At 64.0% G+C, this 14700-nt stretch carries 14 protein-coding genes, 1 other RNA gene and 1 pseudogene; 13 read left to right on the forward strand and 3 right to left on the reverse strand.

From position 1 onward, the window contains the following. The first annotated feature begins 109 nt into the window (after positions 1 to 109). The 3 genes from ABQU90_RS13210 to ABQU90_RS13220 all read left to right on the forward strand — a co-directional run bounded on the left by ABQU90_RS13210 (position 110) and on the right by ABQU90_RS13220 (position 1923). Positions 110 to 700 carry a malonic semialdehyde reductase gene (locus ABQU90_RS13210; RefSeq protein ID WP_039424579.1) on the forward strand — a complete coding sequence of 197 codons (591 nt, stop codon included), beginning with the start codon at positions 110 to 112 and terminating at the stop codon, positions 698 to 700. A 303-nt stretch (positions 701 to 1003) separates the two neighbouring features. Next, a non-coding RNA gene (locus tag ABQU90_RS13215) (sX9 sRNA) lies at positions 1004 to 1081 on the forward strand. Between the two features lie 125 nt (positions 1082 to 1206). Then, positions 1207 to 1923, forward strand: coding sequence for a YceI family protein (locus tag ABQU90_RS13220; protein WP_082473606.1), 717 nt, complete (start codon positions 1207 to 1209; stop codon positions 1921 to 1923). A 94-nt stretch (positions 1924 to 2017) separates the two neighbouring features. On the opposite strand, the gene ABQU90_RS13225 is transcribed toward ABQU90_RS13220, so the two are convergent. From ABQU90_RS13225 to ABQU90_RS13235, 3 genes are all read right to left on the reverse strand, one after another. Next, entirely contained in the window at positions 2018 to 2446 is a 429-nt protein-coding gene (locus tag ABQU90_RS13225) for a hypothetical protein (RefSeq protein WP_323522867.1), read from the reverse strand. 585 nt (positions 2447 to 3031) lie between these two features. Next, a complete protein-coding gene (locus ABQU90_RS13230) occupies positions 3032 to 3820 on the reverse strand; it encodes a siderophore-interacting protein (protein WP_323522869.1) in 789 nt (262 codons plus the stop codon). Between the two features lie 647 nt (positions 3821 to 4467). Further along, positions 4468 to 5010 carry a PadR family transcriptional regulator gene (locus ABQU90_RS13235; protein WP_323522870.1) on the reverse strand — a complete coding sequence of 181 codons (543 nt, stop codon included), beginning with the start codon at positions 5008 to 5010 and terminating at the stop codon, positions 4468 to 4470. 188 nt (positions 5011 to 5198) lie between these two features. Between ABQU90_RS13235 and mdcA the strand changes: the two genes are divergently transcribed. The 10 genes and pseudogenes from mdcA (at position 5199) to ABQU90_RS13280 (ending at position 14157) form a co-directional block, all read left to right on the forward strand. Next, positions 5199 to 6845 (forward strand): malonate decarboxylase subunit alpha, encoded by a 1647-nt coding sequence (mdcA, locus tag ABQU90_RS13240; protein ID WP_055853063.1) that lies wholly within the window; start codon positions 5199 to 5201, stop codon positions 6843 to 6845. Between the two features lie 9 nt (positions 6846 to 6854). Continuing rightward, positions 6855 to 7172, forward strand: coding sequence for a malonate decarboxylase acyl carrier protein (gene mdcC / locus ABQU90_RS13245; protein ID WP_323522872.1), 318 nt, complete (start codon positions 6855 to 6857; stop codon positions 7170 to 7172). Between the two features lie 316 nt (positions 7173 to 7488). Then, positions 7489 to 7566: pseudogene (locus tag ABQU90_RS22810) on the forward strand (malonate decarboxylase acyl carrier protein); the annotation flags it as partial. A gap of 136 nt (positions 7567 to 7702) precedes the next feature. Continuing rightward, positions 7703 to 8605 (forward strand): biotin-independent malonate decarboxylase subunit beta, encoded by a 903-nt coding sequence (locus tag ABQU90_RS13250; RefSeq protein ID WP_323522882.1) that lies wholly within the window; start codon positions 7703 to 7705, stop codon positions 8603 to 8605. Beyond that, entirely contained in the window at positions 8596 to 9300 is a 705-nt protein-coding gene (gene mdcE / locus ABQU90_RS13255; RefSeq protein ID WP_323522873.1) for a biotin-independent malonate decarboxylase subunit gamma, read from the forward strand. The genes ABQU90_RS13250 and mdcE overlap by 10 nt, the downstream gene beginning before the upstream one ends. Before the next feature lie 2 nt (positions 9301 to 9302). Next, positions 9303 to 9944: a malonate decarboxylase holo-[acyl-carrier-protein] synthase gene (gene mdcG, locus ABQU90_RS13260; RefSeq protein WP_323522874.1), complete on the forward strand. Its 642-nt coding sequence runs from the start codon at positions 9303 to 9305 to the stop codon at positions 9942 to 9944. Further along, complete coding sequence (gene mdcB / locus ABQU90_RS13265) at positions 9941 to 10810, forward strand: triphosphoribosyl-dephospho-CoA synthase MdcB (protein ID WP_323522876.1); 870 nt, start codon at positions 9941 to 9943, stop codon at positions 10808 to 10810. The genes mdcG and mdcB overlap by 4 nt, the downstream gene beginning before the upstream one ends. A 184-nt stretch (positions 10811 to 10994) precedes the next feature. Further along, a complete protein-coding gene (mdcH, locus tag ABQU90_RS13270) occupies positions 10995 to 11915 on the forward strand; it encodes a malonate decarboxylase subunit epsilon (protein ID WP_323522877.1) in 921 nt (306 codons plus the stop codon). An 87-nt stretch (positions 11916 to 12002) separates the two neighbouring features. Further along, positions 12003 to 13358, forward strand: coding sequence for an SLC13 family permease (locus tag ABQU90_RS13275; protein WP_323522879.1), 1356 nt, complete (start codon positions 12003 to 12005; stop codon positions 13356 to 13358). Between the two features lie 79 nt (positions 13359 to 13437). Continuing rightward, positions 13438 to 14157 carry a GntR family transcriptional regulator gene (locus ABQU90_RS13280; RefSeq protein ID WP_115552827.1) on the forward strand — a complete coding sequence of 240 codons (720 nt, stop codon included), beginning with the start codon at positions 13438 to 13440 and terminating at the stop codon, positions 14155 to 14157. Positions 14158 to 14700: the final 543 nt, after the last annotated feature.

Here is a 14700-nt window from a genome sequence, read left to right on the forward strand (position 1 = left end):
TTCAGATTGAACGCGTGTGGCGGCAATCGCGCCACTCTACACTGCGGGTCTTCACACTGGTGCCGACGCCGCAGCTTACCGTCGCGCCACCCCTTCTTCTGGAGTGCTCATGTCCGACTCGCTCAACGCCGCCGCACTGGATCAGCTGTTCCGTACCGCCCGCACGCAAAATGCGTTTGCCGACACGCCGGTCAGCCAGGACGTGCTGCGTGAGCTCTATGAGCTGGTGAAGTGGGGCCCCACCGCCGCCAATAGCTCGCCGGCGCGCTTTGTGTTCGTGACCAGCGCCGAGGGCAAGGCCAAGCTCAAGCCGGCGCTGTCCGAAGGCAATGCCGCCAAGACGCTGGCCGCGCCGGTTACCGTGATCGTGGCGCACGACGAAGACTTCCACGAAAAGCTGCCGTACCTGTTCCCGCATGCCGATGCCAAGAGCTGGTTCGACGGCCCACGCGAAGGTCGCACCGAATCGGCGTTCCGCAACGGCTCGCTGCAGGGCGCCTATCTGATTCTGGCCGCGCGCGCGCTGGGTCTGGATGCCGGCCCGATGTCGGGCTTCGACAACGCCAAGGTGGATGCGGCGTTTTTCGCCGGTACGCCGATCAAGTCCAACTTCCTGATCAATCTTGGCTACGGCGACCCGGCCGGGTTGTTCCCGCGTTCGCCGCGCCTGAGCTTCGATGAAGCTGCGCGCTTCGAGTGATGGTCTGCATCACTGAGTAGTGCCGTGTGTGACGCATGCGTTGTGACATCAACGCTGCGGCGTGTCTGACGGCATCATCGCCCGTCGTCATGTGGGCTACCCGGTGCCGATCGCTATTTGTTTTTGCCGCATTGCTGTGTGTCGTCGATGAAGCGATTGCGCTCACCCTCAAGTGAGCGCGGCCGATGCTCGGAAACGGTGGATGCCACATGTCCACTGCGCTTTCGAGCCTGCGGTTCTTGGAGTCGTCAACAAAACCGCTGCGCTAACCGCCAGACGGGCGCGGCAGGTGTTCGGTGCGGGATGTGCCACTCGGTACACTCCGGTTCCGAGCGCGCCGTCCACAACCAACGGACGACTGCTCGCTACGGTGTGTTGGCCGCTCTTCGTCGCCTGAGCACTGTGTGCAAGATATGGTTGCCGCTTACAGTTTCCTGCAGTCCTCGTCCGTCTGCATCTGTCCCATCCGCGTTGATCCAACGCGTCTCTCATCACATGGAGTTCCAATGAAAACCACCCACAAACTGCTGCTGCCGCTCGCCCTGACCCTGGCCATCGCCGCCTGCTCCAAGCCGGCCGACAACGCCGCCGCACCGGCCGCCGAAACCCCCGCCGCCACCGCGCCGGCCGATGCCGCTGCCGCCACTCCGGCTCCGGCTGCCTCGACCGCTCCTGCGGTGGAAGTGGCCTCGGGTACCTACACCCTGGACCCGAGCCACACCGACGTGCTGGCGCAGTGGAGCCACTTCGGCTTCTCCAACCCGAGCGCGCATTTCGGCAATGTCGACGGCACCCTGGTGTACGACGCGGCCGACGTGACCAAGTCCACCGTGCAGGTGACCCTGCCGCTGTCCGGCTTGAACAGCTTCACCGCCAAGTTCGACGAGCACCTGAAGAGTGGTGACTTCTTCGACGCGGCCAAGTTCCCGACCGCTACCTTCAAGAGCACCAAGGTCGAATCGGCCGGCGCCAACAAGCTGACCGTCACCGGCGACCTGACCATCAAGGATCAGACCAAGCCGGTCGTGCTGGACGTCACCCTCAACGGTGCCGGCGAGCACCCGATGAAGAAAGTGGCGGCTGCCGGTTTCGACGCCACCACCACGATCAAGCGCAGCGACTTCGGCGTGGGCCAGTACGCCCCGAACGTCAGCGACGAGGTCAAGATCCGCATCACCACCGAAGCGCTGCAGGCCAAGGCCGGCGACGCTGCTGCGAAGTAATTAAGCGGTTGCTCGCATTAGGGCCCGCCATTGGCGGGCCCTAATTTTTTCGGGCAAATTTCAAATGTCTAAGCTTTGAGAGAGTCGTCCCTAATCAGATGGCTTGCTCGATTGGAAGTAGATAGATCTGAACGCTGTGATCGCCGAACGTCGCAGTCGTGTTTCCCGCGATATTCATTTCCGCAAGGGTTTTCCCTTTTGCGTCTGCCAGAACAAGCGCGTAGATGTCCCCAAATCGTGGGTCAGTACGGATAATTGATGCTTTTACGCGGTATTTTCTGTTGTCGGGTAGAACCAAGACGGGCGAAATTTCGCCAGGACTTAGCTCAAGGTCAACGTCTCTTCCGCTCAAATCACCTCGTACCTTCACCTCTAATATCTGCTTCTTCGGTATTGCCCGATGAAGGGCGGTGGTGTCTTCTTGCTGAGCTGAGTAAGCAGCGATAGGCGATGCTGCAAAGAGCGCGATGCAAACTGCCCCTCTCAAATAGCGGCGACGTTGATCTGCCTTCATATCTTTCATGGGAAGCCTCTCGAGTGAGTAGGTCCATCCGGTGGCAGGCACCTATTAGATAAATATCTATGGGGTCCTGACGCTTGCGTTCTAGCAAGAGCACTTATGACTGTCAATGGCTGTTGTGTTCGCCTGCTTGACGTTGTGGTCGAATGTAAATTCGCACTTTTGATAATCGTCCTGGCCGGTGTTCTTTGCATCTCATGCCGTCTTCCAAGCCGCGTTCGTACGTATCAAGCCCCCACGTCATGCTCGAATATTTTTGAACAGCTTGAGCCTGTCGCGACTGAGCATCGATGCGTTATCAATCTTGAAAGTGTCACCGTGGATCGGTGCGCAACCGCGCGCGATGTCATCCGGAGGCCATGCTGCCAAACCAGGCGCGGAACCATCCCTGGTCATATCAAGGTGCATGCGCCGTACTACGCCTTGAAGGCGGTGATACGTCAGAACCGCCGCGATCAAGGCGGTTCTCGCAAGTCAGTGCAGTACTGATGCCTTGAGGTCTCTAACTCCGAACGTCGACAGCTCGCCAGAGGCGAATTAGTTTTTTGGCTACCCTCGATTGATCGCCAGAGGCGGGAACATTTGGCCTCACTCCCCGGCCGGATCCGCCTTCCAGTACCCCTTCGCGCGGATCCACTCCTTGTCCACGCCCATGTGCTCTTCCACAAACTTACGCATGGCCCGCGCGCGCATCGATTCGGCGCCGATCCAGTAGAAGGTGTCGCCGTCGTGCGGCTCGTAATCGCGCAGGCTGTCTTCCAGCAAGGTGCTGCTGGCCGCATCGAAGCCGTTGCGCTCCAGCCAGTACACAGCGACATCGGCGGCGCTGATCAGCTCCTGTCGCTCGTCTGCATCGGCCACTTCGATAAAGACCTCTGCCTGCATGTCGGCCGGCATTGACTCCAGCCAGCGACTGATCGCGGGTAGCGCGGTTTCATCGCCGATCAGCACGTAATGGTCAAAGTCGTCTGCCACCAGAAACGAGCCGCGCGGGCCGCCGATCTTCAGCGCATCGCCGGGCTGCGCCTGTGCGGCCCAACTGGATGCCACGCCGTCACCATGCAGCACGAAATCGATACTGAGCTCGCCGCTCTGCGGATCGAACGCGCGCGGGGTGTAATCGCGGCCGGGCGAGGGCAGTGCCCCTTCGGCGTAGCGCGGTCCTTCCGGGGTCATGGTCGGCAGCACGAAGGCGCCATCGGCATTGGGGAAAAACAGTTTGACGTGGTCGTCCGGCGCTTCGCTTTGAAAGCCGGCCAGTTCGCTGCCGCCAAACACAATGCGGCGCATCTGCGGAGTGATCGACTCGCAACGGACCACTTCCACGGAGCGCAGGCGCGAGTCGCGGCGAAGTTGGGTATTGGTGTGTGCAGCCATGGTGGTGCGATTCCTGATGGTGTCGCGCACAGAGGCGCGGCGTGGGGGTGGTAGTAGGTACGGCGGTGACACGATGGATAGTTAGGAGCGGCTAACAAGACGACTGCGCTCAGGGCCAGGCGGGGGCCGCAGGTGCTCGGTGCGGTATGTAGTCCTCTTAGGCTCTGGTTCTGGCCGTGTCATCCGTGCCCAGTTGACGATTAGTTGCTGGTTTTTACCGTTCTAAAACTTGTTGATTGCCAAGACACCGCTTTTTTTCTTCCTGCTTCGAGGTGATTTTTCGTGCAGGTGGAGCAAGTGACGCGTAGTTATGGTTGGAGGAGGTTGAGCGACATGTTGTGTGGTTGGAATGTTCGTGAGGCTTCGCGCCGTACCCTCACCCCAACCCCTCTCCCGAGGGGAGAGGGGCTTTAGCAACGCTCGCAATACCTGGCGACGGAACGAACAGCCAACGGAACTTCCGATCAACAGAACAGCCACTCAACTCAACAGAACGCCCGATCAACAGAACAGCCAATCAAATCAACAGAACGACCGATCAACAGAACCGGCCAGCAGACTCGCATCGCAACATCGCAACATCGCAACATCGCAACATCGCAACAACGGCTATCGGCTATCGGCTGTCGTCGACGCTGCAACACCCCTCAGTGCTCGTCCTGCTCCATGCCGTCGGCGGCGGCGTTGAGCAGTGCGGCAATCCGTTCGATGTCTGCTTCGCTCCACTGCCCGTGGCGTGCAAACAGGCCGTGCTTGATGCGGTGGATTGCCTCGCGGATGGGTGGGGGCGTCTGCGCCTTGATCAGCTCGCGTGCGCGACGATGGGTGCGCGCCAGTGCGGCATCCATGGCATCGCGCTGATCGGCGGCGTAGCTGCGGCCGGCGTCGGTGATCCGATACTGCTTGCGGCCCTGCTCCAGATCGGTCTGCACCCAGCCATCGGCTTCCAGCTGCGCCAGCGCCGGGTAGATCGCGCCGGCGCTGGGCGTGTACAGGCCTTTGAACAGCGCGGTGATCTGCCGCATCAACTCGTAACCGTGGCGTGGGTGCTGTTCGATCAAGGCCAGCAGCAGCAGGCGCAGGTCGCCATGCCCCAGCGGCCGGATGCGCGCACTGCCTCGCCCGGAGACGTTGCCGTCGGCTGCATCCAGATCAGCCAGAACCGCATGGTGGCGAGGGTTTGGTTTCATTCGATATATCGAAGCACACGGAAAAGATATATCGAAGTGTGGGCGGCTGCAAGCACTTAGCTGTCGCATTGCTGACCGTCCGTCGTCACGTCATCCATCGATGCTGCAACGCGTCTAGACATCACCTCTTTCCATAATTACGATGTAATTACTTCGACATTACGGGCTCGACCCGGTGAGGCAATGCGATGAGTCGACAGTGGGACACCCAGGCCGAAGGCCGGCGCAGGCGCTTGCAGCGTGCCGCCGCGCTGGCGCCGCAGGGCCGCGTGGTGGCCGCCAACGATGTGGTGGCGCTGCTGGAGGCGGTGATCGAGCCCGGCGACCGCGTGTGCCTGGAGGGCAACAACCAGAAGCAGGCCGATTTCCTGGCGCGCTGCCTCACCGAGGTGGACCCCGCGCGCGTGCACGACCTGCACATGGTGCAGTCGGTGCTGTCGCTGGCCTCGCACCTGGATGTGTTCGAGCGCGGCATCGCCAAACGTCTGGATTTTTCGTTCTCCGGCCCGCAGGCCGCGCGTCTGGCTGGATTGGTGAGCGAAGGCCGCATCGAGATCGGCGCCATCCACACCTATCTGGAATTGTTCGGCCGCTATTTCATCGACCTCACCCCGCGCATCGCGTTGATCACCGCGCAGGCCGCTGACCGCCACGGCAATCTCTACACCGGGCCCAACACCGAAGATACGCCGGTGATTGTGGAGGCCACCGCGTTCAAGGGCGGCATCGTGATCGCGCAGGTCAACGAAATCCTCGACACCTTGCCGCGCGTGGATATTCCGGCCGATTGGGTCGACTTCGTGACCGAAGCACCCAAGCCCAATTACATCGAACCCTTATTTACCCGCGACCCGGCGTTGATCTCCGAGATCCAGGTGTTGATGGCGATGATGGCGATCAAGGGCATCTACGCCGAGTACGGTGTGGACCGACTCAATCACGGCATCGGATTCGACACCGCCGCCATCGAATTGCTGTTGCCCACCTACGCCGAATCGCTGGGCTTGAAAGGCAAGATCTGCCGACATTGGGCGCTGAATCCGCATCCGGCGCTGATCCCGGCGATTGAATCGGGCTTTGTGCAGTCGGTGCATTCGTTCGGCTCCGAGCTGGGCATGGAAAACTACATCGCCGCGCGCCCGGATGTGTTCTTCACCGGCGCCGACGGCAGCATGCGGTCCAACCGCGCGCTCTCGCAGACCGCCGGTTTATACGCCTGCGACATGTTTATCGGCTCCACCCTGCAGATCGATTTGCAGGGCAATAGCTCCACTGCCACGCGCGACCGCATCGCCGGGTTCGGTGGCGCGCCGAATATGGGCTCGGATGCGCGCGGTCGTCGCCATGCCAGCGCTGCCTGGCTCAAGGCCGGACGCGAAGCCGCACGACCGGGCGAGATGCCGCGCGGTCGCAAGCTGGTGGTGCAGATGGTGGAAACCTTCCGCGAGCACATGGCGCCGGCGTTCGTCGACAAGCTTGATGCCTGGGAACTGGCCGAGCGCGCCAACATGCCGCTGCCGCCTGTGATGATTTACGGCGATGACGTCAGCCATGTGCTGACCGAAGAAGGCATCGCCAATCTGTTGTTGTGCCGCACGCCGGAAGAGCGCGAGCAGGCGATTCGCGGCGTGTCCGGTTACACCGCCGTGGGTCTGGGCCGCGACAAAGGCATGGTGGAAAACCTGCGCGACCGCGGCGTGATCAAGCGGCCGGAAGATCTGGGCATCCGTCCGCGCGATGCCACACGCGATCTGCTCGCCGCGCGCACGGTCAAGGACTTGGTGCGCTGGTCCGGTGGGTTGTACGACCCGCCGAAACGTTTCCGCAATTGGTAAGGGCTCAGCATGGAAACCCTGCGATATCGCTTTGACGGCCAGCACGGTGCGCGCACCGGTCTGGAGCATGCGCTGGTCGGCGTGGTCGCCTCCGGCAACCTGGAAGTGCTGGTCGAGCGCGTGCCGCTCGACGGCGCGATGGAAATCGAGATCCTCACGGCGGCCCGCGGCTTCGGCACGATCTGGCAGGCGGTGCTGGGCGACTTCGCCGCGCGCCATCCGCTGCGCGATGTGCGCATCAGCATCAACGATGTTGGCGCAACGCCGGCAGTGGTGAGTCTGCGCCTGGAACAGGCAATCGATGCTCTGCAAGGAGATGCCGCATGAGCTGCCATGTCAGAGACACAGACACCTCCGTAGGAGCGCACCCGGGCGCGACGGGCGTTCTCGGTAACGCCGCGGTCGCGCCCAGGTGCGCTCCTACAACACAAATCCGGAGACGCGTAGATGTTGGCGCAACGCCGGCAGTGGTGCGTCTGCGCTTGGAACAGGCGATCGATGCTCTGCAAGGAGATGCCGCATGAGCTCCCATGTCAGAGACACAGACACCTCCGTAGGAGCGCACCCGGGCGCGACAGGCGTTCTCGGTAACGCCGCGGTCGCGCCCAAGTGCGCTCCTGCAGCACAAATCCGGAGGCGCGTAGATGTTGGCGCAACGCCGGCAGTGGTGCGTCTGCGTCTGGAGCAGGCGATCGATGTTCTGCAAGGAGATGCCGCATGAGCTCCCATGTCAGAGACACAGGTACGTCCGTAGGAGCGCACCCGGGCGCGACAGGCGTTCTCGATAACGCCGCGGTCGCGCCCAGGTGCGCTCCTACAAATGCAATCCGGAGTCGCGTATGAGCACCACCATTCCCATGGCCGAGCGCAGCTATTACGAAGCCGATGCCCGCGAGCGTATCGACGGGCTGCTGGACGCCGGCAGCTTCCGCGAATTCGTCGGCCCGCGTCGCCGCCTGGTCAGCCCGCATCTGGCGCAGCTTGACGTGCCGGGCGCCTTCGACGACGGCATCGTTGTGGGCGAGGGCAGCTTGCGTGGCCGCAGCGTGTTGATCGCTGGCCAGCAGGGCGCCTTTATGGGTGGCGGCGTGGGTGAGGTGCACGGCGCCAAGCTCACCGGCTTGCTTGAGCGCGCGGCAGCCACGCATCCGGCAGCAGTGCTGTTATTGCTCGATACCGGCGGCGTGCGCTTGCACGAAGCCAATGCCGGCCTGATCGCCATTTCCGAAGTCATGCGTGCCACGCTGGATACGCGCGCGGCCGGCGTGCCGGTGCTGGCGTTGATCGGTAGCGGCAATGGCGCATTCGGCGGCATGGGCATCGTGGCGCGCTGCTGCAGCGCGGTGATCATGTCCGAAGAAGGCCGCTTGTCGTTGTCCGGCCCGGACGTGATCGAAACCGTGCGCGGGGTGGAAGAGTTCGACGCCCGCGACCGCGCTCTGGTCTGGCGTGTGACCGGTGGCAAACACCGCTATCTGCTGGGCGAAGCGCAGACCTTGGTGGCCGACCGCATCGCGGCGTTTGCCGATGCAGCGGCCGTCACGCTGGACGCACTCGTCGAACCCGAAGGCGATGCTGCCTTGCAGGCCTTGGAGCACGCGCATCATCAACTGTCTGCGCGCATCGATGCTTATGGCGATTGCCGCGACGGCCTGGACATCTGGGCGCGCCAAGGCATCGCCGATCCACAGCGGCTGCCGCTGCTGGACACCGACGCCTTCCTCGCGGCCACTGCAGATCGGAGCACGCCATGGAACTGAGCCAACTGCTCGACCAGCTGTTTCCGCTCGGTCACGCCATCGTGCGCAATGACGATGTGCTCACCGGCAGCGCGACCACGGCCGCAGGCGAGGTCACGGTGATCGGCACCGCCAACAAGCTGGAAGTGGGCGTGGACCACGCGTTGGCCCTGGCCGCCACCGTACTGGACAGCACCCGCGCGCATCCGCAGCGGCCGATCGTGATGCTGGCCGACACCGCCGGGCAACGCCTGGCACGTCGCGATGAATTGCTAGGCATCAATGGCTACTTCGCGCATCTGGCGCGTGCGCTGGATCTGGCGCGCAGGCGCGGCGCGCGACTGGTCACGCTGGTGTATGGCGAAGCGGTGAGCGGCGGATTTCTGTCGTTTGGTTTGATGGCCGACCGCATCCATGCATTGCCGGATGCGCAGGTGCGCGTGATGGATTTGCGTGCCATGGCCCGTGTCACCAAGCAATCGGTGGACACCTTGCAGGCGCTCAGCAAAAGTTCGCCAGTGTTCGCGCCGGGCGTGGAGAACTATGTGCACATGGGCGCGGTGGAATCGCTGTGGGACGGCGATCTGGCGCAGGCGCTGCTCGATGCATTGGCCGCGCCCGTCGATGGCGACCAGCGTCGCGCACTCGGCGCGCAACGCGGCGGCCGCACGCTGGCGCGCGAGGTTGCCGCCGCCGTGGCAGCGGGCGAGGCCTGAGGATGGCCGGCCGCCACGCCCTGGTGTGGTTACGCGACGATGCGCAGTGGCAGGCGCACACGCCCGGTGCGCAGCCACGCTTGCAGCAGTGGTTTGCCGCCGGCTTGCCTGCAGTGGTGGCGCGTGGCGACGGCAGCGAGGCGCCGGGCAGTTTGCGCCTGGGAGTGCCGTTGCCGCCCGACGAAGGCAATCAGCGTCTGGCATTGCGTGCCCATGTCGTGGAGATTGCACGCTGCAGTGAGCCCCTGTCGTTGGATGCCGTCATCGCGCACGCACCCGCCGAGGTGCAGCCCGCGTTGCAGGCATTGCGCGCGCACGCGCAGGCTGATGCACTGCATCCGCGCGTGTTCGGCAGCTTCGCGTGGCAAGCGTTGACGGGCTTGACCTATGTGCACGCGCAATCGGATCTGGATCTGCTGTGGTCCGTCGAGACGCCCGAGCAGGCGCAAGTAGTGGTTGCCTTGTTGCAGCGCTGGGAACAACGCCATGGCCTGCGTGCCGATGGCGAGTTGCTATTCCCCAACGACATCGCGGTGAACTGGCGCGAGTACGCCAGTGACGCGCAGCAGGTGCTGGTGAAATCCGGCAACGGCTGCTGCTTGTTGCCGCGCGCTGCGTTGTTTCAGTTAAGGAGCGCGGCATGAGCGCGCAGGTCCAACATCTGCAGCATGTGGATGTGCGTGCAGTGCCGCGCAACGTTGCGCACCGGCTCGGCCGGCTCGCCGTCGGCGCGCTGCATGCGGAGTTGGCCTGCGCGCCCAAGCCCGGGCTGGTGACGCCGTTCGACAGCGGTAGCCACAGCGACATGGATGCCTCCACGTTCTTGCGCAGTCTCTTCGCATTGCGTGGCTATTTTATCGCCATCGCACAGGCCGGCAGCGACAACGCACCCTTTGCACGGCTGCGCGATCTGGGCATCGCGGCCGAGGCGGCCATGCTGCGTGCCACCGGCGGCATCAATACCCACCGGGGTGCGATCTTCAGCCTTGGCCTGCTCACCGCACAGGCCGCACGCCTGCGCGCCGCGTATGGCCAGCGGCCATCTGCCGATGCGGTCTGCAACGGGGTGCAGGTGTGGGGCGCGGCGTTGCGCGCTGCGCCGCTGGACCCACGCAGCAATGGCCAGCGCATGCGCGCGCAGTACAAGGTGGCTGGCGTTCGCGAGCAGGCCGCAGCCGGCTACCCGCTACTGCGCGAGATCGCGCTGCCGAGCCTGCGTGCGGCGTTGGGCACTGGCGCCACACAGGACGCCGCGCTCGCGCAGACCTTGATGCAACTGGTCGCGCATGTCGACGATCTCAATCTGCTGCATCGTGGCGGCGCAGACGGTCTGGCCTATGCCAAAGCGCAGGCGCGCAGCTTTCTCGATGACGGCGGTATTGCGCAACCCCACTGGCGCGATCGGCTATCGTCGATCGGTAAACAATTCGTGGCGCGTCGGCTCAGCCCCGGTGGTAGCGCGGACCTGCTGGCTTGCGCGTGGTTCCTGCATCGCCAGGAGACGCTATGAGCAGGCGCGCGCCCAGTGTCACTGTGGCTGCAGAAAAACGTTGCGCGCACACGCAACGCATCAGTGCTTCACTTCGCACAGCAGCGGCTGCGGTATTGCAGGCTGCACCAGGAAACGTTGCCCGTAGCGCGCAGACGTGCAGTTCCTGCAGCAGTCGCGCCAGCGCATGCACGCGGCCAACGCCATGACCCTGACCATCCTCTGCCCAGGCCAAGGCGGCCAGCACGCCGACATGTTCGCCCGCATTGCCGATGCGCCCGCTGCTGCAGCGGTGCTCGCGGCTGCCGGCCGGGTGCTTGGCGCCGCTCCGCAAACCCTTGCCGCAGATGCTGGCCGCTACGCCAATGCCGTCGCCCAGCCGCTGGTCTGCGCAGGCACCTTGGCGCAATGGCAGGTGCTGCGCGAGCATCTGCCGACGCCGCTGCTGGTGCTGGGTTATAGCGTCGGCGAGCTGGCCGCGCACGCGGTGGCCGGCAGCATCGACATCCAGACCTGCCTGCAACTTGCGGCCACCCGTGCGCGCGCGATGGATGCGGCCAGCCCCGAGGATGCCGGGTTGATGGCGGTGATCGGTCTGCCACTGCCCACGCTGGAATCGCTCTGCAACACGCATGGTGCAGCAGTGGCCATCATCAACGGCGACGACCATGCCGTGCTTGGTGGGCCGCACACGGCTTTGGCGCGGCTTGGCGATGACGCGCAATCGCGCGGCGCACGCGTCACCGTGCTGCCGGTCACTGTGCCTGCGCATACGCCGTGGCTGCGCGCGGCCGCCGATTCCTTCGCCGCCGCATTGAACAAGGAGCCCATTCGCGCGCCCACGCTGCGCGTGCTTGCCGGCATCGACGCACGTGCCGTCGCCACGCCGCCGCAGGTGATCGACAGCCTGGCTGCACAGGTCGCGCAGACCGTGCGCTGGCACGACGTGCTGGTACAGGCCGCCGAACGCGGTGCGCGTGTGTTTCTCGAACTCGGCCCCGGTAGCGCACTGGCGCGCATGGCGCGCGAGATCGTACCGGGCTGCGAAGCGCGGTCGGTCGACGATTTCCACAGCACCCAAGGGGTGGTGGAGTGGGTCAACGCCGCATGCGAACGCGCGGCATGACCATCAGGCAGGTGTCGTACACGGCGTGACCCTTGGATGGCGGGTGGCCATCCGTGCTGTACGCGTATCAGGTGTCTGGGAGGGCGCATGACCCCGCAAATTGCAACGATTCTTGGCTTGGTGATCATGTTCATCGTCGCCACCGCATTGCCCATCAACATGGGCGCGGTGGCTTTCGCGCTGGCGTTCATCGTCGGTGGCGTGTGGGTGGGGCTGGACGGCAAGGAGGTGCTGGCCGGCTTTCCGGGCGACCTGTTCCTGACCCTGGTCGGCATCACCTATTTGTTCGCCATCGCGCAGAAAAACGGCACCATCGATCTGCTGGTGCATTGGGCAGTACGGGCGGTACGCGGGCACATCGTGGCCATCCCGTGGGTGATGTTCGTCATCACCGGCCTGCTCACCGCCTTCGGTGCGCTGGGCCCGGCGGCGGTAGCCATCATCGGGCCGGTGGCGTTGCGCTTTGCCAAGCAGTACCGCATCAACCCGTTGATGATGGGCTTGCTGGTCATCCATGGCGCGCAGGGCGGCGGGTTTTCGCCGATCAGCGTGTATGGGGGCATCACCAACAAGGTGGTGGAAAAGGCCGGGCTGGATGTCACCGAGATGGCGGTGTTTCTCACCAGCCTGGGCTTCAACCTGATGATGGCGATCATCTGCTTCTGCGCCTTCGGCGGGCTCAAGCTGATGCGTCGGCAGGAGGTGTCGCTGGCCGATGCGCAGTACGTGCCGGTCAGCGGCGATCAAGCATCGCAGCGACGCTTCTCCATCGAAGGCCATGGCGCACTGGTGGCGGCTGGCGGCGGCACCTTGTCCACCGACCCGCTGGCGCTGGAGGCCGTGTCCATTACCCGCGATCGCGTGATCACGCTTGTCGGCCTGTTGGGGCTGGGCGTTGCGGCGTTGGTCTACAACCTCAACGTCGGCCTGGTCTCGATCACCGTCTCCGTGGCGCTGGCATTGATCTCGCCCAATGCACAAAAAGGCGCGGTGGATGGCATCAGCTGGTCCACGGTGCTGCTGATCAGCGGTGTGGTCACTTATGTCGCGGTGCTGGAAAAGGCCGGCGCGGTGGACTACATCGGCACCGGCGTGTCGCATATCGGCATGCCATTACTGGGCGCGTTGCTGGTGTGCTACGTGGGCGGCATTGTGTCTGCGTTCGCATCGTCTGCGGCCGTGCTGGGCGCCACCATTCCGCTGGCGGTGCCGTTCCTGATGCAGGGCCAGCTGGGTGCGGCCGGGGTGATCTGCGCGTTGGCGGTGTCGTCCACCATTGTGGATGTCAGCCCGTTTTCCACCAACGGCGCGCTGGTGGTGGCCTCGGCGGCCAAGGAAGAACGCGACGGGCTGTTCCGCCGTTTTCTGGTCTACAGCGGGCTGGTGGTGCTGTTGGGGCCGCTGGCGGCGTGGCTGCTGTTCGTGGTGCCGGGTTGGCTGTGACGATGGCGCTGGTGGGCAGGGTCGGCGGGCGCGCCCGTAGAATGGGCGCCCCCGATCCACTGCCGATGACCTGCCCACCATGACCCTCGCCCCTGATTCGCGCACTGCCAAAAAGCGCGTACCGCTGTACGAGGAAGTGGCCGAGCGCCTGCGGCAGAAAATCTACGACTACGCGTTGCCGCCGGGCGAGTGGATCGACGAGCCTGCGTTGGCCGAGGAACTCGGTATCAGCCGCACGCCGCTGCGCGAAAGTCTCAAGCTGCTTGCGGCCGAAGGCCTGGTGCAACTGGACGCGGGCCGCGGCAGCCGGGTCACGCGGCTGACGCTGGAAGATCTCAATCAGCTGTTCCCGGTGATGGCGATGCTGGAAGGCCGCTGCGCGCATGACGCGGTCAAGCGTCTGGATGCGGCCGGCGTGCAGCGGCTGGAAGAGCTGCATGCGGCGATGGAAGCGTCTGCCGCCTCCGGCGATCTGGCCGAGTATTACCGCAACAATTACCTGATCCACGAGACGGTGCAGCATTACGCAGGCAATCCGTGGTTGATCCGGGTGACCCACGATTTGCATCGCATCTTGAAGATGCATCGCGGTCGGCAGTTGTTGACGCCGGGGCGCATGGCGCAGTCGCTGGCCGAGCATCGGCAGTTGATGGACTGCGTGCGGCGCGGCGATGCAGAAGGTGCGGAGCGGACCATGCACGGGCATCTGTTGAGCCAGGGCCAGGCGCTGGCGGCCTACGTGGCGGCGGGCGGGATGTTGAATGTGCCGGCACCGTTGCCGAGCTCCGGTGGGGTATAGGCGTTCGCGCGTGTTTTCCGGATGTCATGCGGCGCACGTTGCAGTGTTCAATGTTTCCTCCGTGCCACGCACAGTACGGCTAAAAGCTCGCTGCATGCTCATCCTTCTCCCCCCCGGGAGAAGGTGCCCGAAGGGCGGATGAGGGTACGGCGACAAGCAATTTCCAACAGGTGCACCCGTAGAGACCATGCGGGATTTTCAAGCACAGCTTTCAAGGGTGAGCGCTTAAGCCACGGCAAAGTCACAGGCTTCCACGCCCTTCGAGCGCGGGTGACGTTTGTCTTGGCAAAAGTCACCAAAACCGCTGTCGCCTGACGCAATCCGGCGCGATACGGCCGTGCCGGTCCCCTGCGCTCCTCGTCATGCGCGGCACGGCGCCCAAACTCGCTTCGCTCAAACAAGGGCGCCTCTTCGGCCACGCATGACTGCGGTGCTCGGCTTGCTTTAAGGCGACTTGGGTGAAGCGACAGCAAGAACAACAGCAAGAACAACAGCAAGAACAACAGCAAGAACAACAGCAAGAACAACAGCAAGAACAACAGC

It is taken from the genome of Xanthomonas sp. WHRI 10207 (genome assembly GCF_040202975.1).
Classification (GTDB): domain Bacteria; phylum Pseudomonadota; class Gammaproteobacteria; order Xanthomonadales; family Xanthomonadaceae; genus Xanthomonas.